At 56.0% G+C, this 25,242-nt stretch carries 12 protein-coding genes; 7 read left to right on the top strand and 5 right to left on the bottom strand.

Annotated elements, in window-relative coordinates:
- The first annotated feature begins 11 nt into the window (after window positions 1-11).
- Together LX66_RS01685 and LX66_RS01680 are read left to right on the top strand one after the other, a co-directional pair.
- On the top strand, window positions 12-3,389 hold the full coding sequence (locus LX66_RS01685; protein ID WP_145710161.1) for a SusC/RagA family TonB-linked outer membrane protein: 3,378 nt from the start codon (window positions 12-14) through the stop codon (window positions 3,387-3,389).
- A gap of 51 nt (window positions 3,390-3,440) precedes the next feature.
- On the top strand, window positions 3,441-5,219 hold the full coding sequence (locus tag LX66_RS01680) for a RagB/SusD family nutrient uptake outer membrane protein (protein ID WP_145710160.1): 1,779 nt from the start codon (window positions 3,441-3,443) through the stop codon (window positions 5,217-5,219).
- A 108-nt stretch (window positions 5,220-5,327) separates the two neighbouring features.
- Here the strand turns inward: LX66_RS01680 and LX66_RS01675 are convergent, their stop codons facing one another.
- From LX66_RS01675 to LX66_RS01665, 3 genes are all read right to left on the bottom strand, one after another.
- Window positions 5,328-5,738: a VOC family protein gene (locus tag LX66_RS01675; RefSeq protein ID WP_145710159.1), complete on the bottom strand. Its 411-nt coding sequence runs from the start codon at window positions 5,736-5,738 to the stop codon at window positions 5,328-5,330.
- Window positions 5,739-5,882: 144 nt separating this feature from the next.
- Window positions 5,883-7,154 carry an OmpA family protein gene (locus tag LX66_RS01670; RefSeq protein WP_145710158.1) on the bottom strand — a complete coding sequence of 424 codons (1,272 nt, stop codon included), beginning with the start codon at window positions 7,152-7,154 and terminating at the stop codon, window positions 5,883-5,885.
- 137 nt (window positions 7,155-7,291) lie between these two features.
- Complete coding sequence (locus tag LX66_RS01665; RefSeq protein WP_145710157.1) at window positions 7,292-7,885, bottom strand: dihydrofolate reductase family protein; 594 nt, start codon at window positions 7,883-7,885, stop codon at window positions 7,292-7,294.
- Window positions 7,886-8,082: 197 nt separating this feature from the next.
- Between LX66_RS01665 and LX66_RS01660 the strand changes: the two genes are divergently transcribed.
- From LX66_RS01660 to LX66_RS01645, 4 genes are all read left to right on the top strand, one after another.
- Window positions 8,083-9,063 carry a GlxA family transcriptional regulator gene (locus tag LX66_RS01660; RefSeq protein WP_145710156.1) on the top strand — a complete coding sequence of 327 codons (981 nt, stop codon included), beginning with the start codon at window positions 8,083-8,085 and terminating at the stop codon, window positions 9,061-9,063.
- Window positions 9,064-9,165: 102 nt separating this feature from the next.
- Window positions 9,166-11,589: a TonB-dependent receptor gene (locus tag LX66_RS01655; protein WP_145710155.1), complete on the top strand. Its 2,424-nt coding sequence runs from the start codon at window positions 9,166-9,168 to the stop codon at window positions 11,587-11,589.
- 83 nt (window positions 11,590-11,672) lie between these two features.
- On the top strand, window positions 11,673-12,563 hold the full coding sequence (locus LX66_RS01650) for a TolB family protein (RefSeq protein ID WP_158642502.1): 891 nt from the start codon (window positions 11,673-11,675) through the stop codon (window positions 12,561-12,563).
- A 5-nt stretch (window positions 12,564-12,568) separates the two neighbouring features.
- The gene (locus tag LX66_RS01645; protein ID WP_145710153.1) at window positions 12,569-13,480 is read left to right on the top strand and encodes a CPBP family intramembrane glutamic endopeptidase; all 912 of its coding nucleotides are present in this window, start codon (window positions 12,569-12,571) and stop codon (window positions 13,478-13,480) included.
- Here LX66_RS01645 and LX66_RS01640 read toward each other — a convergent pair.
- Together LX66_RS01640 and LX66_RS01635 are read right to left on the bottom strand one after the other, a co-directional pair.
- Window positions 13,446-14,066, bottom strand: coding sequence for a response regulator transcription factor (locus LX66_RS01640; RefSeq protein ID WP_145710152.1), 621 nt, complete (start codon window positions 14,064-14,066; stop codon window positions 13,446-13,448). The two genes, LX66_RS01645 and LX66_RS01640, sit on opposite strands and share 35 nt — an antisense overlap.
- Complete coding sequence (locus tag LX66_RS01635; RefSeq protein ID WP_145710151.1) at window positions 14,063-16,132, bottom strand: ATP-binding protein; 2,070 nt, start codon at window positions 16,130-16,132, stop codon at window positions 14,063-14,065. Before LX66_RS01635 ends, LX66_RS01640 begins: the two co-directional genes overlap by 4 nt.
- Window positions 16,133-16,322: 190 nt before the next feature.
- On the opposite strand from LX66_RS01635, the gene LX66_RS01630 reads away from it, so the two are divergent.
- The gene (locus LX66_RS01630) at window positions 16,323-25,232 is read left to right on the top strand and encodes an Ig-like domain-containing protein (RefSeq protein ID WP_158642501.1); all 8,910 of its coding nucleotides are present in this window, start codon (window positions 16,323-16,325) and stop codon (window positions 25,230-25,232) included.
- The last annotated feature ends 10 nt before the right edge of the window (window positions 25,233-25,242 follow it).

Here is a 25,242-nt window from a genome sequence, read left to right as displayed (position 1 = left end):
AAATTCCAGTTATGCAAAACTTTACTCCTGACCTATGCAGGAAGCAGCGGCATGCCTGCCGGCCACTATGGCTGTGCATGCAATTGCTCCTGGTCCTGTTTACTGTAGCATTACCGGCGCTGAATAACACCTGCAGCGCCCAGGGACTTACCATGAAAAAACAACGCGCTACGCTTGAAGAGGTATTCAGCGAGATCAGGAAACAGACCGGGTATAACGTGCTGTGCGACGGCACCATCGTGCAGACCCCGGTCAGCAACCTGCAGTTCAGCAATACCCCCCTGGCGGCGGTGCTGGACCAGTGCTTTGCCGGCCTGCCGCTTTCCTACACCATCAGCAAGCAAACCGTGGTGGTGAAGAAAACGGCGGCGCCGGTGCCTGCGCCGGCAACAGCACCGGTAGTGGTGACCGGCACGGTAACGGACCGTAACGGGCAGCCCCTGCCCGGTGTTACCATTAAGGTAAAAGACGCGGCTGCCGGCACCACCACGGATGCGGCCGGGAAATATTCCATTCGCCTTGCAGCCGGCAAAGGCACGCTGGTATTTAACTACATCGGGTTTGCGCCGCAGGAGATCGCCGTGAGCGCCGCCGGTACTGTGAATGTTACGCTGCTGGAACAAAGCGCCGACCTGGACGCCGTGGTGGTAGTGGGCTACGGCACGCAGAAAAGGGGGAATGTGACCGGCTCCATTGCTACCGTCACTTCCAAAGACATTACCAAAGCGCCGGTGGCCAGTACGGCCAATACCCTGGCCGGCCGCCTGCCGGGGCTGATCTCCCTGCAATCCAGCGGCCGGCCCGGCGCAGACGCCGCCAGGTTAAGCATCCGCGGCTTTGGCGACGCGCTGGTGATCGTAGACGGGATTGAAAGCGATTTCCGTTTCCTGGACCCGAACCAGATCGAATCCATTTCCATCCTGAAAGATGCCGCTGCCGCCATCTACGGCGCGCGTGCAGGCAATGGCGTTATACTGGTCACCACCAAAAGGGGCACCGCCGGCAAACCGGTCTTTACCGTCAATACCTCCCGGACCTGGCAGGGCATCACCGTGATGCCTACTCCTGTAAATGCCGGCCAGTATGCGGAGCTGGCCCGGGAAAAGCACCTGAATGAAGGCAAGCCGGAAGCCACCGCGCCTTTTACGGAAGAGCAGGTGCAAAAGTATTATGCCGGCACAGACCCGCTGTTTCCCGATACGGACTGGTATGATGAACTGATCCGGTCCTGGGCGCCCCAGCAGCAGCACAACATCGCCATACGGGGCGGCAGCGACGCCATCAAATACTACGGCTTCCTGGGCTACCTGGACCAGGAAACCGTTTTTAAGAACAACGGCGGCCATTACAAGCGGTACAATTTCCAGTCTAACATTGATGCTAAAATACTGGACAACCTTTCCCTGGAACTGACCATGGCCAGCATTATAGAAGACCGCAATTTTCCGCAGGTATCCCTGGAGTCCGGGGAATCCAGCGCCTGGGGCTATTTCTGGAACACCCTGCCTGTTTATCCTGCGCGCCTCCCCGATCCTTCCAAAATACCCTTTGCGGATGGCAACGGCACAGGCGGCGCGCATGTAGTGAGCAACAGCGAGCTGTCCGGCTATAACAATACCGATGGCCTGAGCCTGCGCGGATCACTGGCATTGAACTACCGCTTTAAGTTCATAGATGGATTATCGGCCAGGGCTTTCCTGAACTATGCCGGTGACTATGTATCCAACCGCGTGTTTGTGAAGCCGGTCACGCTGTATACCTATGATCCCGCCAGCCAGGTGTACACCGTAGCCGGGGCTTACGGCTCCAAAGCCTCCCTGAGCACGCGCGATGATAAAAGCCGGGTGCTGACCGTGCAGTATTCTCTTAAGTACGATAAAACCTTTGCGCAGGACCATCATATCACCGCCCTGGCGCTGTACGAGGCCATCGACTATAGTGGTGACTGGATCAGCGCCGCCCGGAAAGATTATCTCACGCCCGCTATTGACCAGTTGTATGCAGGCAGCACCGTGGGGGCTTCCAATAACGGGAGCGCTACGGAAATGGGCCGCATGAGCTATGTAGGGCGGCTGAATTACGCTTACCGCGATAAATACCTGCTGGAAGGCATCCTGCGGGCAGATGCTTCCGCCAGGTTTCCCGCCAATAGCCGTTGGGGTTATTTCCCCGGCGTATCGCTGGGCTGGCGGGCAACGGAGGAGCCCTTCCTGAAAGGAGTGGGCTTTATGGATAACCTGAAGCTGCGGGCCAGCTATGGTGCCGCCGGTAATGACGGCATCGGCAATTTCCAGTACCTCTCCGGCTACCAGCTTTCGCAATGGCCCTACATACTGGGCCAGGGCCCGCAACAGGGGCTGGCGTCCAAAGGGCTGCCCAATCCTTACATGACCTGGGAGAAGATCAGCACCTACAATGCGGGCCTGGAGTTTTCCCTGTTTCGCAGCAGGCTGTATGGAGAGCTGGACGTTTTTTACCGCCAGCGCGCCGGCATATTGGCCAACAGGGCTACCACCGTTCCTTCTTCCTTTGGCGCCACCCTGCCGCCGGAAAACCTCAACAGCCTGAACGATCGCGGCTTTGAGCTGAGCCTGGGCACCACCGGCCGCAGCGGGGACCTGAGCTGGGACCTGAGCGGCAATGTATCCTGGTCCAGGGCCAAATGGGATCATTACGAGGAGCCGGATTATACGGACCCGGACCAGGCCCGGATCAACGGCCGCTCCGGCAAATGGGTGGACCGCCAGTTTGGCTACCTGGCCGACGGGATTTTCACCTCGCAGGAAGAAATTAACAAGCTGCCCTTTGACCAGGACCAGAAAGGCAATACCACCCTGCGCCCCGGCGACCTGCGCCTGCGAGATGTGAACGGCGACCAGGTAATAGACTGGAAAGACCAGGTGGAAATAGGCCAGGGCACCACCCCGCACTGGATGATGGGGCTTAGCGCCGACCTGCGCTACCGGGATTTTGATTTTTCTGCCCTGTTCCAGGGAGCCATGGGGCACTATACCTACATTACTTTTGTACAGGGTAAAACCTATCCCACCTACGTGTATGAAAACCGCTGGACACCGGAGCACAACGATCCCAATGCGCTGGTGCCCAGGATAGGCGGGGCCGGCACCAATAATTACTATACGGATGCCCGTTATAAACGGGCCGGCTATATGCGCCTGAAAATGGCATCATTGGGATACAGCCTGCCCAAAACGCTCCTGGACCGCATAAAAGTGAGCCGCATCCGCCTGTACATAGCTGCCACCAATATCCTCACCTTCAATAAGCTCAGGCAATACGATATTGACCCGGAAGCGCCCACCAGCGAAAGCGGGCGGTACTACCCGCAGCAAAAGACCGTCTCTGTTGGGGCCAATATTTCCTTTTAACACCTGACAGGTTTTTAAAACCGGTCAGGTCCCGCAAAAAAAAAGTAAGTTATGAAACGCACTGTTTATATACTGTTCTGTATAGCCGCCTTTAGCTCCTGCCTGAAAGGCGTGCTGGACAAGCAACCGCTGGACGCTATTTCAGACGCCGTGGTATGGAACGACCAGGCGCTGATAGACGCCTATCTTACCCAGGCTTACCTGCAGATGTATATCCTCACCAATGAAACGCCGAATGCGGACTGGGCTTCCAGCGATGACTGGAACGGTCCTTTTATTGTGAATGAGCTGAGCGACGAATGCATGCGCAACTGGGTAGTGGGGCAGTCGCAGGCCAAGACCAACGGTATTACCATTACCGGCGGCGTGCTGGACTGGTGGGAGCATGCCTACACGGTGATCCGCACGCTGAACGAATTCATCAAACGTGTGCCGGCAGCGCCGGTGGATGAGCATTTCCGCAAAGTGCGCACCGCGGAAGCCCGTTTCTTAAGAGCCTATAATTATTTCGCCATGGTAAAGCGCTACGGCGGCGTACCGCTGATCACCGAACCGCAGGACATCAATGCCTCCTATGATGAACTGTACCGCAAGCGGGATAAGGAACAGCAGGTCTATGATTTTGTTCTGTCGGAAATGGACGCGATCGTAAATGAGCTGCCGGACCGCAGCAGTACCGAATACGGCCGGCCTTCAAAGTATACGGCGCTGGCGCTGAAATGCCGGGCCGCCCTGTATGCCGCCAGCATTGCGCAGTACGGCACAGTGGAACTGCAGGGCCTTACAGGTATCAGCGCAGCGCCGGATGGTTATTACCAGCAGGCATATGACGCCGCCGCGCAGATCATGCAGAGCCACCAGTATGCGCTGTATAATGCAGACGGCGACAAAGTCGTCAACTTTAAAAATGTGTTCCTGCAAAAGAATAACCCGGAAGTGATCTGGGCAAAACGGCATGACTATGTGCAGCGCAATACCGGCGGCAATGGCTGGGTATGGGATTTCTTCCAGGCGCCCAAGCCGCATGCCTGGAATGCCGGCAACCAGAACGCGCCGTACCTGGAAATGGCGGAAGCCTATGAGCATGTGGACGGCACGCCCGGTACGCTGGACAGAACGGCCATCCAGCAGGGGCTGTGGAGCATGGAGGAGCTGTGGGCGGACAAAGACCCCCGTTTTTATGCTACCATTTATACGCAGGGCACGCCCTGGAAAGGCAGCGCCGTGGATTTTCACAACGGCCTGCTGCTGCCGGACGGCACGGTGCAGAACAGCGGCTCCTACCAGAACGTGCCGGCAAAAGGGGTGCAGTCGGTAGACAACAGCTTCGGCACCGGTTTTGGCGTCATGAAGTACCTGGAAGAAAGCAAGGATAACATGAGCGAGCGCGCCACTTCGGGTACGGACTGGCAGTTGTTCCGCTACGCGGAGATATTGCTGAACTATGCGGAAGCCGCTTTTGAGCTGGGCAAAGCCGGCGAGGCGCTGGCTGCCGTGAACCAGGTAAGGGAGCGGGCAGGTATAGCTGCGTTAACATCCATCAGCCGGGAAAAGATACGGCAGGAAAGAAAAGTGGAGCTGGCCTTTGAAGGGCACCGCTACTGGGACCTGCGCCGCTGGCGGGTGGCCGTGGACCTGTTGTCCGTGAACCGCAGCGGCCTGCGCTATATCCTGGATTTCGCCAGCGGCAAATACCGGCTGGAAGTGACGGAGCATATTGACGGCGCCACTTCCAACCCGGTGTTCTATGAGCGTAATTACTACTTACCGCTGACCACTGCACGTACCGGTAATAATCCCAACCTGGTGGAAAACCCGGGGTATCATTAAATGTAAAATGTAAAAGGGGAAAAGGGAACAGGGAGAAAGGAAAAAGCCGCAAAAGAAGAACAGACTCTGCGTCCCTTTTCCCTTCTGCTTTCTCCCTTTTACATTTTTTTATCCCTGTTGCTGTATGGCGCTGGGGTCCATGTATACCAGCTCCCACAGGTGGCCGTCCGGGTCCTGGAAACCGTGCTGGTACATAAAACCGTGATCCTGCGGCTCATTAGGCGTAGTGCCGCCGGCGGCTACCGCTTTCTTTACCTGCTCCTCTACTTGCTGCCGGCTGTCGGCAGAAAGGCTCAGGATCACCTCCGTGGTTTTGGAAGCGTCCGCGATCGCCTTTTTGGTAAATGTTTTAAAGAATTCTTCAACCAGCAGCATGGTGTAGATGTCCTCGCTGATCACCATGCAGGCCGCCTTGTCGTCCGTGAATTGGGGGTTAAAGGAGTACCCGAGCTGTGCATAAAAATCCATGGACCTTTTAAGATCCTTTACTGGTAAGTTCACAAAAATTTTCGTTGCCATGATATGCTTGTTTTAAGTTGACCATGCAAACATACGGGCATCTGCGCACAGTGACGCTGTGTAAAAACGACTTTGTACAGGGGGAATTGCGACAAAGGAAAATGCATGCACCATACGGGTAAACGAAGAAGGACGGCCGGGCGCTTATTTCTGCACAATAAATTCCACCCGCCGGTTCTTTGCCTTCCCTTCAGGCGACTGGTTGCCGGCTACCGGCTGCGATTCGCCTTTGCCGTCGCTTTGCAGGCGGGCGCCATCAATGCCATAGGTTTCCTGCAGCGCGGCCTTTACCGCTTCGGCCCGGCGTTTGGAAAGGTCCAGGTTGGCGTTGTCCGCGCCGTCGCTGTCGGTGTGCCCGACGATCTTCAGGCGCAGGTCGGCGTTTTCCTGCAGGGCCATGGCTATCTCGCGGATAATGCCGTAAGAGGAAGGCTTTATCCGGGCGGCGTTCACATCGAACAGGATGCCGCTGGTAGATACCTTGCCGGCGGCCAGCAGTTGACTGCGCAGATCGGTGCCGCCCGCAGCGATACGCAGGTGCGCTACGTAGAAGGGTTGTTTGGCGGCAGGTATTATTTCAGCCGCCCGGAAGTGGAAATTGTTGCGCAGGGACGAGGGCTCAAAGCCACGGGGCAGGTCAAACACTTTATCCTGGTCCAGGTACAGGCGGATGCGGGATTTATGAACGCTGATGCTCACGCGCATGATCTTACCCGCCATCCCGTTCACCGGGTAGGCTTTATTCTCCTCGCGGCCTGAGTACAGGGACGTGCTGTAGCCAACCAGGTCCTGGAAGTGGTCTATTTTAAAGTAGAGCAGCTTTTTATAGCGCAAGCCGTTTTTGGCGGGGTTGCTGTTTTCGGAAAACCCGAAGGTCACGGGCGTGCGGGTGCTGCCTTTTGGGTACAGCAGGTCAAACTCGATGGTGAAGCTCTCCGGCAGCACCTTGTTGGTTTCCGGGAAACTGATCGTATTATCCGGCACTTTCAGCCACTTGTCCGGCAGCCCGTTCAGGGTCACCACTTCACCAGAGCCGTTGGTGTTCCAGTGCGCGGGGAAATCCCCGGTATTATCTGCAAGGAAATCATCTGCAAACAGCAGGTTTTCCCCGGGCACAAAATCATATTTGGAATTTACGCGGAGGCCGGCGGCAGCGTCGTTGCTGACGTTATCAGCAGCGCCGGGGTGGCCGGGAGCAGTGGAGCCTTTGTTTTCCGTCTTGTCGCTTTTGGCAGCGTCGTCAATGCCTTTTTCGGCCTTATCCAGGCCCTTGTCAATGGTCTGGTCGATCTTCCGGTCCACCCGGTTCTTTACTTTTCGCTGGATCTTGTCCAGAAGCTGGGCGTGGCTTGCTGTGGCCGTCGTCAGCAGGAGGCCCAGCATGACCAGCAGGCGGGGTGTTTTTAAACAGGTCATAGCAGGTGTTTTTCGAATGCAGGTATGGCAATACTACGAAACCCGGGATTGTGATGAAGACGCAAATAGTAAAACCGGCTGAAATTGGCCTGCAGGTGGTGGCATCCGGCGGGTTGCCGGCAGGTGGCCGGCGCCGGTCAGGCGTGCAATATGGGGTCGGTCTTCGAGCAGTAGTAGAGAATGATCACGCCGGAGGCGAAACTGCGGGTTTTCATCAGGCGTAGCTGGCGCATATGCTGCTGGCTGGGGAACAGGGGTTTGCCCTTGCCCAGCAGCACCGGGTGCACCCACAGCTCATACTCATCCACCAGCCCGGAGCGCATGAGGGCGGTAACAATGCTCCGGCTGCCGTAGATGATCATGTCCTTGCCGGGCTGCTGTTTCAGCCGGGCTATTTCCCCGCGCATGTTGGCCGTTACCAGCCGGGAATTGTTCCAGGCGGTGTTTTTCAATGTTTTGGAGAAAACAATTTTCCGGTAATTGTTCATCATTTCCGCAAAGGCAAGCTGCCCCCTGGGAAAGGAGCTGTTAAAAGCCTGGTAGGGCCAGTACGCCGCCATAGCCTGGTAGGTGACCCTGCCCAGCAGGATGGTGTCTATCCTGCTCAGCCGCTCGCAGGCCTGTTCCGCCATTTCTTCGTTCCAGTAACTGAAATGCCAGTCCAGCTCGCAGTTGCGCCCAGCCATGAAGCCGTCCAGTGTAACATTCATCGATACGATTACTTTTCTCATAGTTAGTGCGCTTAAGGGTTAGTATAGCTCTCTCCTGCAAAGGTACCCCGGCCCGGTAAGCCGGGTAACGTACAAACGCGACTTTTAAAGGGGGCAATTACGACTTTTTTATCTAGTGGCGCCCGGTGGGAGCCGGATTTGCGATAGTTGCCCAAAGCGCTTAAATTTGGAAAGTTTACTTAAACCACGCAACTGATATGAAGCATATCTCCATCATTGTCCCGAACGAAGCCGTGCCAACCAGCATCGTTGACCCGCGTTACATGTTTACGGCTGTAAACCAGTTCCTTGAGGCAAGGGGCCAGGCCCCCCTGTTCAAGGTGCAGTTGGTAGGCCTCACCAGGGATGTGCCCCTGAATAACGGCATCTTCTCCGTGCACCCGGATGTATTGGTGGATGATGTGAAGCAAACAGACCTGATCCTGGTTCCGGCCCTGAGCGGCGACATGAAAAGGGCGGTGGAGATCAACCGGGATTTCATTCCCTGGATCATCCGGCACCACAGCCGCGGCGCGGAAGTGGCCAGCCTTTGCATCGGCGCTTTCCTGCTGGCGGCCACCGGTTTGCTGAACGGCCGGGAATGCTCTACCCACTGGCTGTATGCGGATGAGTTCCGGGAAATGTTCCCCGAAGTGGAGCTGATAGACGGCCGGATCATATCCGAGGAGCAGGGCGTGTACTCCAGCGGAGGAGCCAGCTCTTACTGGAACCTGCTGCTGCACCTGGTGGAAAAATATACCAGCCGGGAGATGGCCATCCAGGCCGCCAAGTTCTTCGCCCTGGAGATAGACCGTAAAAGCCAGTCGCCTTTCATCATGTTCAACGGGCAGAAGAAACACGAGGACGAGCCCATCAAAGAAGCGCAGGAATTTATTGAAAGCAATATAGCGGAGAAGATCTCCGTGGAGGAGCTGGCCGTGAAATTCGCCATCGGGCGGCGGCATTTTGTACGGCGCTTCAAAAAAGCCACCAACAACACGCCTCTCGAATACATTCAGCGCGTAAAAATAGAAGCCGCCAAAAAAATGCTGGAATCCAGCAACAAGAACGTCACGGAGGTGATGTACGACGTAGGCTACAACGATACCAAGGCATTCCGCACCATCTTCAAGAAAATAACCGGCATGTCGCCGGTGGATTACCGGCACAAGTACAACAAGGAAGCGGCCTACGCCTGAGCAGCCATAATTTTCCCTTTTGCGTAAATATTTTTCCCGATCGGAGGTACTACACCGGCGCCTCCTGGAAGAACTTTGCGGCTGAATTAGATAGGGATTATTATGGACAACACAACGTACAAGGTATTTTTACAGAAAACAGTATTTTTTATTTTCTCCTGCCTCCTGGGCATCGGCTCGCTTTATGCGAATGAAACGGACAACGGGGGCATCATCAAAGGCATTGTAAGAACTTCAGATAACAAACCCGCGCCGGCCGTATCCGTGCAACTGAAAGGCACCCGGAAGAACACGCTGACGGACGACCAGGGCGTTTTCACGCTGCGCAATGTCAATCCCGGTACCTACACCGTGGAAGTATCGCTGATAGGCTATGAGACCGTGACGCAGACCGTAACCGTGGAAAAAGGGCAAACCATTACGGTGGACCTGCAGCTCAATCTTTCTGAAAAGAAGCTGAGCGAAGTGGTGATCACCGGTAACCATAACCGGCTCACCCGTTCCCGCAGCGAATACGTGGCCAAGCTGCCGCTGAAGAACATCGAGAACCCGCAGGTATACTCCGTGATCTCCGGCAACCTGATAAAAGAACAGGTGGTGACCAGCTATGACGATGCCTTGAAGAACGCGCCCGGCCTTGGCAAGCTGTGGTCCTCTACCGGCCGCGGCGGCGATGGCGCCGGCTATTACTCCCTGCGCGGCTTTGCCGTGCAGCCCACCCTGGTAAACGGCCTGCCGGGCCTTACCAACGGGGGACTGGATGTAGCCAATGTAGAAAGGATAGAAGTGGTGAGAGGCCCCTCCGGCACTTTGTTTGGCGGCACCGTTATTTCCTATGGCGGTTTGATCAATACCATCACCAAGCGCCCTTACGAGCACTTTGGCGGCGAGATCAGCTACACCGGCGGCAGCTACGGCCTGAACCGCTTTACAGCCGACATCAATACCCCGCTGGACAAGGACGGCAAGGTGCTGCTGCGCGTGAACGGTGCGTATCATGATGAGCAGAGCTTCCAGGACGCCGGTTTCAGGAAAACCCGCTTCATTGCGCCCGCCCTTACTTACAAGGCTACGGACCGGCTTACCTTTTTGCTCAACGCCGAGTTCCTGGATGCGGAAGGCACCAATCCTACTATGCTTTTCTTTGACCGGAGCACGGAGCTGCACCGGAAAAGCCTGGAAGAGCTGGGCTATGATAAAAAACGCTCTTATACCAGCAATAACCTGACCATCAAAACACCTACTACCACGCTGCAGGCGCAGATGCGGTATAAATTATCCGACCGGTGGACCTCGCAGACCGTGGTGTCCAGGAGCACCGCAAAATCTCAGGGGTATTATTCCTACCTGTATGAATCATCCCAGTACGTACCGGGTTATCCTGATATACCCAGCGTATTCTCCCGCTACGTCAATGACCAGAACGCCACCACTACCACTACCGATATACAGCAGAATTTCCTGGGCGATTTTATGATCGGCAGCATGCGTAACCGCGTGGTGGTTGGCCTGGATTATTTTAATAGTAATACTATCAATAACAGCACCGGCTATGTGGGAAATGGCGCCGTGATCATAGGATTGGATGACACCGGTATCCTGTCCAGGGAGCATATGGACTCCCTGCTACAGGGCGCCACTGTTACTAATTCCAACGTAACGCAGGAAGTGTACAGCGCCTACATCTCCGATGTGTTCAACTTCACGCCGCAGTTGTCCGCTATGGCCAGCCTGCGGGTAGACCATTTCAAGAATGGCGGCCTTACCGCCGGCGAAGCCGACAAATACAGCCAAACCGCGTTGTCGCCCAAATTTGGCCTGGTATACCAGTTCATTCCCAATACCATGTCTGTATTTGCCAACTATATGAATGGTTTTGTGAACCAGGCGCCCCGTTTGCAGAACGATGGCAGCACCAAAACTTTTGACCCCGAGCACGCCAACCAATGGGAAGGCGGGGTGAAAGTAAATGCCATCGGCGGCCTGCTCACGGCTACCTTGAGCTATTATGACATCAAAGTATCTGATATTGTGATGCAGGAAGCCAGCCGTGTAGGGTTTTACACCCAGGGCGGCAACCGCTACAGCCGGGGTATAGACGCAGAGCTGGTAGCCACACCCATTGCAGGGCTGCACATTGTGGCCGGCTATGCCTATAACGACAGCAAGCTTACGGAAACTACCGACAAGGACTACCTGGACCGGCGCCCCGAAGAAGCCGGCCCCGGGCACCAGGCCAATTTATGGGCCAGCTACCGGTTTACCGGCGGCCCGGTAAAGGGCTTCGGCATTGGTTTTGGCGGTAACTATTCCGGGGAGAACATGATCCTGAACCGGGTGACCACCGGCGTTTTTACCCTGCCTTCCTATGTGGTGTTGAATGGCTCCCTGTTCTACAATGCAGACAAATTCAGCATCAACCTGAAGCTGGATAACATTACCAACAAGGAATATTATAAAGGCTGGTCTACCATAGAACCGCAGATGCCGAGAAGATTTTCTGCCAGTGCGGCTTTCAGATTCTAAGCACGGCATTTACAGTTGATGGAACCATGGGGCTGACAGTGATGTCAGCCCCATTTGCATTTAAATCCGTATTTTACTATACCATGAACTATATCCGCTACTGTTGCCTGCTGGCCTGCTGGTTCACTGCTGCGCGCTGCCAGACTGCTGCCGATGCGCAGATCCCTTACCCGGCGCCTCTGCCGGACTCGGTGGCCCTTCGCTTTTTGCCGGGCATCGTCTCGGGGGATTCGCTTGATTTCAACGCCGCTTTTTCGCCGGATGGCCGGTCTTTTTACTTTTGCCGCTCCTCCGGCGGCCGCTGGCAGATGCTTTGTTCCAGGTATGACGGGGAGCAATGGACAGCGCCGGTAGCAGCCCCGTTCAATGAAGCGGCTTACTCCCAGGCCGATCCCTTCTTTGGTCCCGATGGCGCGCTCTATTATATTTCCAACCGCCCCCGGCATGCATCAGACACCATCCCGGACTACGATATCTGGCGCATACGCCCGCAGGCAAATGGTGCCTGGTCCGCACCGGAAAACCTGGCTGCGGTCAATTCCGACAGTACGGAGTATTACGTGTCCCTCTCGCAGAACGGCAATATCTATTTCGCCTCTTCGCGCACAGGAGGGTATGGCTCATTTGATATCTACGTCAGCCGCCTGGAGAACGGGCGGTACACCACGCCGGAAAACCTGGGCCCGGCGGTGAACTCGCCGGCTATGGAGCATGATCCCTGCATTTCGCCGGATGAACAGTTGCTGCTTTTCACCGCGGTGGACCGGGCAGACGGCCACGGCTCCGCAGATATTTATTATACCAGGCGCACTGCCGGCAAATGGAGCGCCGCGCGTAATGCCGGCCCGCGCATCAATACAGATACCTATGAATACTGCGGCTACCTGACGCCCGACGGGCAATACTTTTTCTTCAGCAGCAACCTGGATGTGAGGTGGATCAGTACCCGCTATCTTCCTGAACCCTTTCAATAAACCTTATGGAAAACAAACCTGCAAAACCCGAGATCCGGAAAAACATTGCCACCTTCCTGGTGATCACTACACTGCTATGCCTGCCTGTTTATTACCTGTGTGCGCGCAGCGGCAGCATTGCAGCGGGCCACAGCCCGGTGTCATTTGCCTTGCTCATTATGTGGTGCCCGGGACTGGCCGCGTTGATCACCTGCCGCCTGAGAGGCATACCCATTGCATCGCTGGGATGGCAGTGGGGAAAGACCAAATACCAGTTATGGGCCTACGCTATTCCCTTTTTGTACACCCTGGCTGCCTATGCTGTGATCTGGATCAGCGGTAAGGGCGGCTTTTATGACAGGGAGTTTGTGGCCGGCGTAGCCAAAGGCTTTGGCTGGTCCCTGCCGGATGGCTGGGTGATCTTCTTCTTTGTGCTGCTGGCCGGCACCTTTGGCATGGCCCGTTCCCTTGGCTCCGCTTTGGGCGAGGAGATCGGCTGGCGGGGATTTCTCACGCCGCAACTGGCCAGGCTTAATTCCTATACCGCTACCTCTTTGTGGATGGGCGTGATCTGGTCCATTTACCATTATCCCTTATTGCTGCTGGCTGATTATAACCTGGGCGGTCCCAAATGGCTGGCGCTCATCTGCTTTACGGTGCTGGTGATAGCCGCCTGTTTTATATACACCTGGTTCAGGATGAAATCCGGCAGCCTGTGGACCGGCGCCATCCTGCACGCCAGCCATAACCTGTTCATCCAAACGATGTTTACACCACTTACGGTGGATACCGGTGATACGAGGCTTTATATCGACGAATTTGGCATCGGGCTGCCCATTGCCACGGTGATCGTGGCGGTTGTTTGCTGGCTGAAGCGGAAAGAACTGCCGGCTGCGGACGGGGCTATATCAGCCCCTGTTCTATCGCCTTCCGAATAAGGCCCGCCGTGTTCTTTACGCCCAGCTTCTGCAGTATACGGTTACGATGATTCTCGACAGTATGCAGGCTGATGCACAGTTTGTCCGCTATCTCGGGATTGGTGTGCTCGTCTGCGATGAGCCGTAGTATTTCCACTTCCCGGCGGGTGATCACGGTGGGGTGGTCGCTGGTGAAAAAGTGGCGGGTCAGCTCCTTGCGCAGCCGTTCGTGTACTGCTTCCTCTCCCTCATATACGCTGCGGATGGCGCAGATCAGCTCGTCCGGCGCCACGTCTTTCAGGAAATAGCCGCTGCAGCCCTGCCGCATCATTTTCTTTACCTGTGGTAGCACTTCAATGTTGGTCAGGGCGATTATTTTCACCGAAGGATATTTTTTGTGGATGATGCCCGCCAGCTCAATGCCGTTCTGCCCGGGCATCTGGATGTCCAGCAGCAGGATGTCGGGTTGTTGAAGGGCCAGCCCGCCCAGCAGGCTTTCCCCGTTCATATAGGCCCCGGTCACTTGCATATCAGGATGGCTGGCAATGATTTTCTGCAGCCCGTTCAGGATCAGGGCATGATCGTCTGCAATAGCGATTTGTATCATAGGGTAGCGATATTTTCTTTTTGCAGGTTTATTTCCAGGTAGATGCCAGCGCCGCCGCCCGGCAGGTTGCGGATGTCCATTTTCCCGTGAATGATCTTCAGCCGTTCCGCAATGCTTTTCAGCCCAATACCGCTCCTGACGGACAGTATATTGTCCGGCATGCCGATGCCGTTATCCTCTATGCTCAGGTCAAATACGTCTTCACTAAAGCCCATCTGGATAATGGCTTCCGTGGCGGCGGCGTGCTTCAGCACATTATGCACCAGCTCCTGTATTACGCGGTATACGGCCAGCTCAAAGTTCGGGTCAAAGGCGCGGATGGCGCCGGAGGTCTGGAAATGGATATGGGTGCCGCTGTTGCGGGCCACCGTGCTGCAGAAATGGCTTACTGCTTCCACCAGCCCTTCCTGCAGCAGTATTTCGGGCATCATGTTGTGCGCTGTTTTCCGTAATTCGGTAGCTGCTTCCGAAAGCAGGGATAGCCCGTCCATAAAGTCGGTCCTGTTGTGCAGGTGGTAGGTGGCCTTTACCATTTCAAAGTTCATTTTGGCGGCTGCCAGCAGGCCGCCGATGCCGTCGTGCAGTTCCCGCGCAATCCGGGCCCTTTCCTTTTCCGCGCCGTTGATGGTGGCATTCAGGCTGGCGATCTCCATTTTCTGCTGGAAATTGTTGATGGTCTTTTGCTGCAGGTGCTGTTTGTGCCGGTTGCTGCGCTGCCACAGTATAAAAACGATCAGCAGGAAAACCGTGAGCATGGAAACGGCCGCTATCAGGGAATTCTTCCTGCGGGCGTCGTTCTCGCTTTCCGTAATGATCAGCTTTTGCTCCGCCAGCGCTTTATCTTTTTCCGCTACGCGGAATTTCATCTGCAGCCGGTTCATCAGGTCCAGTTTATCTTTTTTCATCAGGCTGTCATGCAACTGAATGTAGGTATTCTTGTAAGCCAGCGCCTGCTGCGGCATATTCAGCGCTTCGTAGGCGTTGGAGACGGTCTGGTAGGCGGCTATCACTTCCTTGCCCAGCATGGACTCCCCGCTGGTTTCCCGGAAGGCCGCCTCAAATGCCGCGATGCTCTTATGGTAGGACTTTTCCAGGTAATAGGCTTTGGACAGGTAGAGCCGGGCCAGCAGCAGGTAGCGGGGGGCGCCCGCCAGCCGGTCCCGCAGGGCCAGCGTTTGCCGGATGTATTGGATCGCTTCCCGTGTGTTGTTTTCCGCCAGGTAGGTTTCGCTTATGTTCAGGTAAATGGCCGCTTCCCAGGTGGCATTGGAAGTGCCTGCACGCTGCCGTTGCGCCAGGAAAGCATGATAGTAATACCGGGAGGAATCGTAGCGCCCAACACAGAAATAATACGCGCCCTGCAGCAGGTAGCTCATGTAAGCCTGCATGGAGCTATCTTTTAAATACGCTTCGGCTGCTTTGGACCGCTCAATGAAAAATCGGGTGGCTTCTACATTGCCTTCGTTCACATCCCAGTGGCTGTTGAGCCAGAAAAGGGCCAACTGGCTGTATACCGCTACGGCATACTCCGGGTCGGTGATGGTGCCGTTCTCGATCACATCGTTCAGCAGGTAATAATAGTAAGCGGAAGAGTCGATCATGCCTCTCGTTTCATAGCTTTTGGCCAATACATTATAGGCCTTGTAAATGATCTGTCCCCCTCTTTTACTGGTAGGACTGCGCTGCTGGTGCTCCCGTATGGCCAGGTGAGCATAACGGATGGCCTGATCCGTGCTGTGGCCAAAATGCCACGCCGCCAGCTCCGTAAGGGAGATAATGATCCGGTCATGGAAATTGCAGTGATAGCTTTGCTGTACGGCCATTCGCAGGTAATAGGCCACGCTGTCGTCATGTACTTCCACCAGTTGACGGGATCTTTCCAGGCAGCGGTCCACCTCCGCGGTATCGCAGGGCCCGGAGCGGATCACTACGCCGGGCTCCTGTGCGCGCAAAACGAGGCAGGCCAGCAGCAGCGGGATCATAAGCAGGCGGTAAATAAAGGGAAGGCTGGTTTCGCCACAAACAAACGGCGCCCCATACCGGGGGCCGAAGCTCCTACGGGTCATATGGTATGGATTAAAAGATGTCTGTGGCTGACGAGTCTAAAATTAGTGGTTTCCATTCATATTTAAAATAGAATGTTTGCGCTCATGCCCGCCAGCAGGATGCCTGCTAATTTCACCGAGTTATTTAACAGATGAAACACGGTTGCTTATGCCTCATTTTTACCGCCACTTTTCCTTTAATTGTATTGTATTGCTAACACTGTTGCTGTCAGCTAACACCTATGCCCAAACGGACATTGCCATAGGTAACGGCGCCACCGGCAATACAGACTGGGTATATCCCTGCCCGTTGGCAGACAGCTATGATGCTACCCGCATGCAGTTCCTGTACCTGGCCTCCGAACTGGCAACTGCCGGCATGGCGGCAGGCAATATCAACGCCATCCGGTTCAGGGTAACGGACCTGGGCATGTATGTAGGCGCCAATTCAGCGGTGGACAATATGACCGTCAAAATAGGCACTACCGCTTCCGGTTCGCTCAATGCTACTTCCTGGGAGCCGGGCGCCACAGTGGTGTACGGCCCCGCCAATCATTTGCCGGTGATGGGCAATAACTCCTTTCCTTTCGCCATCCCCTTTTTCTGGAACGGAACAGATAACATTGTGATCGAGATATGCACGGACGCGGGCGCTACAGACAGCCGCATGGCCAATCCCTACGTGACCTGGACCACCGGCCTGTCCTTCAACGGCTCCCATACCATCGGTGAGAATTTTAACGGTAATCTTTGTGATGCGGCCAGTGGCAGCAGCCAGGGCGACCCAACCACCCGGCCGGATATTATTTTTAACTGGACGGCGGCAGGCCCTTGTAACAGCACCACCCTTACGGCCGGCACGGCGGTAGCCAGCGTGCCCCGGGCCTGTGGCGCGGAGTCTTTCATGCTCACGCTGAGCGGCGCATCGCTGGCTACCGGGCTGAGTTATCAATGGCAGTCCTCTACGGATAATGTGAGCTGGAGCAATATTCCCGGTGCTACCGCAGCGGCGCATAAAGCCAGCCAGGCCGCCAGCACCTATTACCGGGCGATAGTGACCTGCGCTTCCGGCGGCAGCGCTACTTCCACAGCCGTGCAGGTGACCACCCCGCTGCCGGTGTCCGGTACATTTACCATTGACAAGACCCAGCCCGCGGGCAGCGGCAATTTTCAAAGTTTCAATGATGCCTGGAACTATGTTAGATGCGGCGTTAATGGCCCGGTGGTGTTCAATGTAGCCGCCAGCAGCGGTACCTATAATGAACAGCTTGTCCTGTACCAGGTGCCCGGCAGCTCTGCCACCAATACCATCACCTTCAATGGCGCGGCCGGTGCGGGCATTACCTATACGGCTACCGGCACCAACGACCGGGCCGTTATCAAGCTGGACGGCGGGGATCACTACATTTTTAATGACCTGGCCGTTACCGCCGCAGGTAACGGTTCTTCCCAATATGGTTACGGGTTTCATTTGCTGAATAATGCCGATTCCAACAGGATCAGTCATTGTAATATCAGTACGGCCACCGTACTGTCCGGCGATAAATATGCGGGTATCGTGGTGAGCAGCTCGCACAGCTCCGCCATTAGTGAAGGTGTAGCGGAATGCGATGCCAATGTATTTGCCGACAACATCATTACCGGCGGCCGGTACGGCATTACGCTGGCGGGCAGCAGCGCTGTTGCCAACGGCAACAACCGCATTACCGGCAATACCCTGCTGGACTTTTCGGAAACAGGTATTTACATTGCCTGCTCTTTCAATACGGTAGTGGATAGCAACTACCTGTCACGCCCTGCTGCGCCACCCGCAGCGGGAACAGTGAACGGCATTTACGTGACCAACCTGAACTCCCGGCTCACGCTTTCGCGGAACACCATCACCAATATGTTCGGCGGAGCAGTTTCCTCCGCTACCTTTTACGGTATCTGTTTTATGTCCGCAGCAGGACTGGGTGGCGGCCTGGAAAACAAAGTGTACAACAACCTGTTGTATAACATCAACGGCGGCGCTAATGTGTATGGCCTGTACAACAGCGCTTCCCACAACACGCTCTACTACCACAATACCATTTCCCTGGACGGTACTGGCAGCGGCACCACGGCAGATCATTTTGCCAGGGGTTTTTACCAGGAGGACGCTACCGGCATCCGCCTGCAGAATAATAACATCGTGGTGAGCCGCAGCGGCCCCGGGGAGCATACCGCTATCTGGTTCAATACCTACAGCAGCGATATTGTATCCGACCATAATAACCTGTATGTGCCGGCGGGTGTTGGTATCCGGCAAACCGGGTATATCCATGATACCGGGCGCACATCCCTGTACGACTGGCAAACGGCCGCCGGCCTGGATGCGGCTTCCGCATCTGCCAATCCCTTGTTTGTGGACCTCGCCGGGGGCGACCTGCATCCGCAGGACGCGGCGCTGGACAATACCGGCGCAAATGCAGGTATTGCCACAGACATTACCGGTGCGGCGCGCAGCGCGGCCACGCCGGATATAGGCGCCTATGAATTTGCCGCGCCTCCCTGCGTAGTGCCGCCGCTGGGTGGCAGCGCCACCCTGAGCCAGAGCGATGTATGTATAGGCGCTTCCGTTACCCTGTCGCTGAGCGGGCACTCCTCCGGCGCAGGACAAACGTACCAGTTGGAATCCTCCACTGCGCAAACCGGGCCATTCCAGCCGGTGGGCGCTGCCACGGTTTCGCCTGAATTCGGCTTTACCGCCAATACCACCCTGTATTACCGGGTAACGGTGAGCTGCGGCGGCAGCAGCGCTAGCTCCGGTGCGGTGCTGCTCACCGTCCACCAGGCTTTCCCCTCCGGTACTTATACCATCAACAAAAATGCGCCTTCCGGCAGCGGCAACTTTACCAGTTTCAACGCCGCTTATGGCGCGCTGTCCTGCGGTATTGACGGGCCGGTGGTGTTCAACGTGGTACCGGGCAGCGGCCCCTATAACGAGCAATTGATCATGAAAGCCGTGCGCGGCGCATCCGGGGTGAACACCATTACGTTTAACGGCAACGGCAATGTGTTGCAGTACAGCGGGGATGATACCGATCAGCGGGCGGTGATCAAACTGGATGGCGGCGGTCATTTCATTATTGACAGCCTGATCATTGACGCTACCGGCTCCGGTAACTACGGTTACGGCGTGCAATTGCTGAACAATGCGGACAGTAATATTGTGAAGAGCTGTGTAATAAAAAGCAGCATGGCTCCTGCTTCCACCAACGCTTTTGCCGGTATTGTGATCAGCGCAGCCCATGATGATCCCACCGCCACCGGCGATACCTGGTGCGACGACAACCTGTTTGAAAGCAACACCATCACCGGTGGGCATTACGGCATTGCCATTGCCGGCGACCCGGTATATTTTGCCTGGTCCTCCAACTTCATCAAAGGCAACCGGGTGATCAATAATACCGTCTCCGACTTTTATGAAAGAGGCATTTACGTGATCGGCACGGAAGCTACTTTGATCGAACAGAATATCATTAGCCGCCCGTCGCGCGCCGGGGTGGGGGATTTTTACGGAATGTACCTGGACCAGACCAATGCGGCGCTATCCGTCCGCCGCAACCGGATCACTAACCCCTTTGGTGGTGATCCTGCTTCCACGGCCAGTTTTTACGGGATGTACCTGGACTACTCCGGGCATGAAATCCCGGCCAATATCATCAATAACCTGGTATATAACATTAACGGTGCGGGTGAGGAATACGGCATCTATTCCAATGGCGGCCGCTTCCTGAATATTTTGCATAATACCATTTCCCTGGACAATACGCAATTAGCCGGCAATAATACCGCCGCTACCAACGGCTTTTACATTTCCTTCGCCGGCGACAGCGTAGTGTTCCGCAACAATATTGTGACCATCACCCGCGGCGGCAGCGGCATGAAGCATGGTTTTAACGTAGCCATTGGCGATGTGATACCGCTGGTGCTGGACAAGAACGATTACTATATCAACGGCGCGGGTGGCAACAACTACATCGGCTACCGTAATGCGTCCCGGGCCACCCTGGATGAATGGCGGCTGATCACCAAACGCGACCTGCATTCCATCAGCGAAGACCCCGTGTACGCGGACGAGCCTTCCGGCGACCTGACGCCCACCGTGGCGCCCCTGGATAATACCGGCGATCCGCTGGGCGTTTTGGGCGATATCCTGGGTGCAGACCGGAGCACGACCACGCCGGACATTGGCGCGTATGAATTTTCACCCGCACCTTGCATAAGCGGTGTTATTGCCGGTACAGCCGCCGCCACGCCGGACTCCGGCATGTGTATGGGCAGTATCATCACCCTTTCCCTGACCGGTAATACAGTGAGCGGTTACCAGACCTATCGCTGGCAGCGTGCCGCTACGCTCAGCGGTCCCTGGGAAGATATCAGCGATACCTTGTATGTACCTACATTCAAGACCGAAGCGTTAGCCAACGGCTATTACCGTTGTGTGGTGAGCTGCACGGGCATCAGCGATACGTCCGCTACCGCGCAGGTGCAGTTGAACGCGCCTTTGCCCGGCGGTGTATACACTATCAATCCCGATGGCAGCGGAGATTACCCCTCTTTCAATGCAGCGGTGGCTGCCATGGCCTGCGGCATTGGCGGTGCGGTAACCTTTGATGTAGCGCCCGGCACCTATACGGAACAGGTATACATGCGCCGCATAGCCGGCGCATCGGATACCAGCCGCGTGACCTTCCGCGCGGCCAATGGCGACGCTACCGCTGTAACGCTTACTGCGGACGGCACCACTGCCGCCAACTATGTATTGAAGCTGGACAGCGCCAGCTATATTACCTGTAAAAACATATCCATCACCGCTACCTCCGGCGTATATGGCCGCGTAGTGGAACTGGCCGGAACATCGTCTTATGACAGCCTGCTGAACAACATCATTACCACCGGCGCTACCACTGCTACAGGCACTGCCAGGGCGGCCATTTACGGCGCGCCGCTGAAGGGCAAGGGGGTAGTGATCCAGGGCAATACCATCAGCAACGGCTCCAGCGGCATTTACATAGCCGGTACCTCCATTAACCGCAGCAACAACCTGCGCATTACATCCAACACTTTGAGCGGGTTTTACCAATACGGCATTTATGCCGCGCAAAGCAACGGCACTGCCATTACCGACAATGCCATTACCATGGCCGCACCGCTCAGCAACACGGCCTACGGCATCTATACCGCCGATGGCGACAGCGCTTACCAGGTAAGCGGCAACCTGCTGGGCATCAGCAATGCCACTACTACGGTATACGGCATTTCCGTGCAGCGCAGCCAGGCATTCCAGGCAGATCCCGGTAATATAAGGGGCAACAGGATAGCCGCCATTGACGCCAACGCCGGCAACCTCTACGGCCTGCATGTATCCGGCACTGCCAATGCGCGCATCATCAACAACGTGATTAGCATCGGCACCAGCGGCAATAATTCCTATGGATTATACGGCACCAGCAATATCAACGCCGCCTGTTACAACAACACGGTGTACAGTACCGCTACATCCGCTAACAACAATATCGCCGCCTACTTTACGGATGGCTATGACGATCAGCATTACGTGGACATCCGTAACAATATCTTTGCACATGAAGGCGGCGGCAAGGCGCTGTACCTGGGCAATCTCCAGCGCTTCTACAGCGACTATAATCTCCTGTATACCACCGGCGGCACCCTGGTGCAGCAAGGCTTTTCAGATGAATATGCCACGCTGGCGGACTGGCGTGCCGGCGGCGACCTGGATGTGCATTCCATCGTGTACCAGCCGGCCTTTGTGAACAATATTAACCTGGAGCCGGCAATCAGCAGCCCGGACGTATGGGCGATGCACGGCCGCGGTATACAGTTGAACGGCAATGATGAGGACATTCACCACCAACCCCGCCCGGCAACGCTGAAAGCCGGCGTACCGGACCTGGGCGCTTATGAATTTGTGCCTACGTCCGTACCGGTGGCATCCGTGCCTGTGCCGTCCGCCCCCGCGCCCAATACCACCCAGCACTTTATGCTGGGCACGGATACCGTATATACGATACAGTGGGGCGCTACCGTGCCATCCAGCATAACAGTAAGAAGGTACTCCGGCGTAATGCCGCCGGGGCTGGCCCCCGGTACGGACTACATGTACTTTTACGTGGATACGGATGTAACGCCCGTGGCGCCGCTCCATTATACCGTGCGCCAGCATTACCTGGACCCCTGGCGGGGATTTATTGACAGCGAAGCCCGCATCCGTCTCGGCAGAACGGACGATGCCGGCGCCTGGACCGTGGATACGGCCAGCAGCGTAAATACTACGGAAAACATAATCACCCGGGCGAACCTGGACTATATCGATAAATTAACCGGCCTCACAAATCCCGGTATAGCATACCCGCCCACCGACAGCAGCGCGGCAGATACCTCCAACCTGGGCACCCGCTTCTGGGTAGGATACGGACATAATAACAATGTGACCAGCCTCGTTGTAAAAGTGGGCGGCGGCGACCACGATGCCAATGTAACCGTGAAGGTGAACGGTACCTCCTGGGTACGGCAATACCATGTGCCGGCCCATACCTTTGTGACCAGCGATCCTATTCCCCGCACCGGCGTATCCGGCGCGGTACTGCTTACAGAAGGCCTGTCGGACCGGGGCATTCTAATAGAGAGCGATGAACCGGTAGCAGCTTATGCACAGGCGGACGGCATCCTGGCGGTGACAGGTTCCACGCAACTATTGCCGGTTGGCGCTTATGGATATGAGTATTATGCACTCACCTGGGAACAGCGCAACTATGATATCAATGTGCATTCCTGGTTCTATGTGATCGCGGATCATGACAGCACGATGGTGGAGATCACGCCTTCCAGTCCTACGCTGGGCGGACGGCAGCCTGGCGAGCCCTTTGTGGTGACGCTGCAAAAGGGTGAAGTGTACCAGGTGCTGGCTGCGGTGAAATCGGAGAATGAAGGCTATGACCTGAGCGGCAGCAAGATCAGGGCCATCAGCAACGCCTCCGGCAAATGCTATCCCATCGCCGTGTTCTCTGGTAACAGCCGCGGGTTCATTGACTGTGCGGAAAGCTTCGTGCCTTTTGGCAATTACCTCATACAACAGAACCTGCCGGCGCAGCAATGGGGTACGGCATTCCTTACCGCCCCCACCTCCAGGGCAGGTACGCCTGAAATACCGCAAACCAACTATTACCGCGTGCTGGTAAAAGACCCCGCTACGGTGGTGACCCTGAATGGTGCGCCTTTAACCGGCCTGGTGAATAATTTCTATCAATACGAAAGCGCCGATGCAGATTATATCGAAGCAGACAAGCCGGTAATGGTGGCGCAATTCATACCTGGCGCCAGTGTAGCCTGTGATTTCGGGCAAACAGCGCCCGAAATGTTTTACCTGCCTGATGTAGGACATGGCATCCGTAGGGCAGATTTCTACCGTTCAGCAGCAGCGACGGGCGATGATAACTACCTGACGCTGGTTATTCCCACGGCCGGCCTTCCCTCCCTGCGCATTGACGGCGGCAATATTTTTGATTCTACCTATTCCCATCCTAACAAGGCGGGATACACCGTGGTAGTAAAGCGGTGGGAACCAGCCAATACTACGGGCACCGTGTACAGCGACTCTGCCTTTACGGCCATTGCTTACGGGTTGGGCGGCAGTAACAGCTACGGTTTTGTACTGGGCCGCTCCATCAGCCAGCTCACCGGCTTGCCGGGCATTACCAACGTATATGATTCCAGTGGTAATTACAGCCGCTTTACCTGCGTGGGCACGCCTTTCCGCTACAGCATACTGTTGCCGGTACAGCCCACCCGCATTGTATGGCAGTTCAGTAAGGCCACCAGCAATATGGTGCCGGATGCGGACAGCATACAGCTAAACCCGGTGCCGGTAGATACCGTGTGGATACACGGCCGGTCCTATTACCGCTTTGAGTTGCAGGCAGAATATGAATTCACTGCCACCGGGCAATATACCGTGCCGGTAGCCTTTACGCACCCGGTGATTGAGAATTGCGCCAGTACGGTGGAAGTGGAGCTGACCGTGAACGTGGTAGGATCGCCGGTAGCGGATTTTGATATCGCTTACTCCGGTTGCATGAATGATGTAGCGCAGTTCACCCCCGATGTATCGGCAGAGAACGGGGATGTGGTGAATCGCTTCTTGTGGAACTTCGGTGACAGCACTACTTCCATTGAGCAGGCGCCCGTAAAGGAATACACCGCACCCGGAAATTACACCGTCACGCTGCGGGCCATTACGCAGGAAGGCTGTGTGGCGGATACCGCCAAACCGCTGGAAGCAAAAGAAGTGGCGGTGTTCAGCTTTGTGCAGGATACGGTGATTGCCTGCCCGGGTACAGGCGTAACGCTGGCCGTAGCTGACCCCGCGACCGGCGTGGTGTACAACTGGTACGACGCCCTTAGCGGCGGCGACCTGGTGCACACCGGAAGCAGCCTGACCATTGCCCCGCTCACGGCTACGCAAACCTATTATGTGTCTGCAGACCTGAACGGGTGTGTTTCCAGGCCCCGTCAGGCGGTTACCGGCCTGCTGGCCCCGGCAATAGCCGTGCCGGTGCTGCGCGTGGATTCGCTGCGCCCTGACAGGGTGCGCTTTGCCTGGGATGCAGTGCCGGGTGCGGACAGCTACCAGGTATCCACCAATAACGGCACTACCTGGATCACGCCCTCCTCCGGGCCGCAGGGCCTGTTCCATATTATTGCCGGTTTGCAGGGCGGCACCGCCGTATCGCTGATGGTGAAGGCCATTGACCCGAATGGCTGCGGGGATGGTATTTCCGAAGCCCTGCTCACGCATACCCTGCCGGGACAGCTATTCATTCCCAATGCCTTTACGCCGAACGGCGACGGTCTTAACGACCTCTTCAAAGTAGAAGGATATGTGCGCAGCGTGCAGTTGCAGGTGTTCAACCAGTGGGGAGAAAAGGTGTTTGAGTCCGCGGACCAGGCCAGGGGATGGGACGACAGCTACAAAGGCACGCTGCAGCCGTCCGGCGTATACATCTATGTATGCAGCATCATCCTGGATGATGGCAGCAAGGTGCTGAAGAAAGGCGCCATTCACCTGATACGCTAGTTACTATTAT

Origin of the sequence: Chitinophaga japonensis, assembly GCF_007830125.1 — a bacterium.
Lineage (GTDB): Bacteria > Bacteroidota > Bacteroidia > Chitinophagales > Chitinophagaceae > Chitinophaga > Chitinophaga japonensis.
Note: the sequence above shows the minus strand (reverse complement) of the source record. Positions and strands in the feature narration are given on the sequence as shown.

Coding starts and splice junctions, on each gene's coding strand:
- LX66_RS01685 (WP_145710161.1), top strand. CDS start 12: ATGCAAAACTTTACTCCTGACCTATGCAGGAAGCAGCGGCATGCCTGC.
- LX66_RS01680 (WP_145710160.1), top strand. CDS start 3,441: ATGAAACGCACTGTTTATATACTGTTCTGTATAGCCGCCTTTAGCTCC.
- LX66_RS01675 (WP_145710159.1), bottom strand. CDS start 5,738: ATGGCAACGAAAATTTTTGTGAACTTACCAGTAAAGGATCTTAAAAGG.
- LX66_RS01670 (WP_145710158.1), bottom strand. CDS start 7,154: ATGACCTGTTTAAAAACACCCCGCCTGCTGGTCATGCTGGGCCTCCTG.
- LX66_RS01665 (WP_145710157.1), bottom strand. CDS start 7,885: ATGAGAAAAGTAATCGTATCGATGAATGTTACACTGGACGGCTTCATG.
- LX66_RS01660 (WP_145710156.1), top strand. CDS start 8,083: ATGAAGCATATCTCCATCATTGTCCCGAACGAAGCCGTGCCAACCAGC.
- LX66_RS01655 (WP_145710155.1), top strand. CDS start 9,166: ATGGACAACACAACGTACAAGGTATTTTTACAGAAAACAGTATTTTTT.
- LX66_RS01650 (WP_158642502.1), top strand. CDS start 11,673: ATGAACTATATCCGCTACTGTTGCCTGCTGGCCTGCTGGTTCACTGCT.
- LX66_RS01645 (WP_145710153.1), top strand. CDS start 12,569: ATGGAAAACAAACCTGCAAAACCCGAGATCCGGAAAAACATTGCCACC.
- LX66_RS01640 (WP_145710152.1), bottom strand. CDS start 14,066: ATGATACAAATCGCTATTGCAGACGATCATGCCCTGATCCTGAACGGG.
- LX66_RS01635 (WP_145710151.1), bottom strand. CDS start 16,132: ATGACCCGTAGGAGCTTCGGCCCCCGGTATGGGGCGCCGTTTGTTTGT.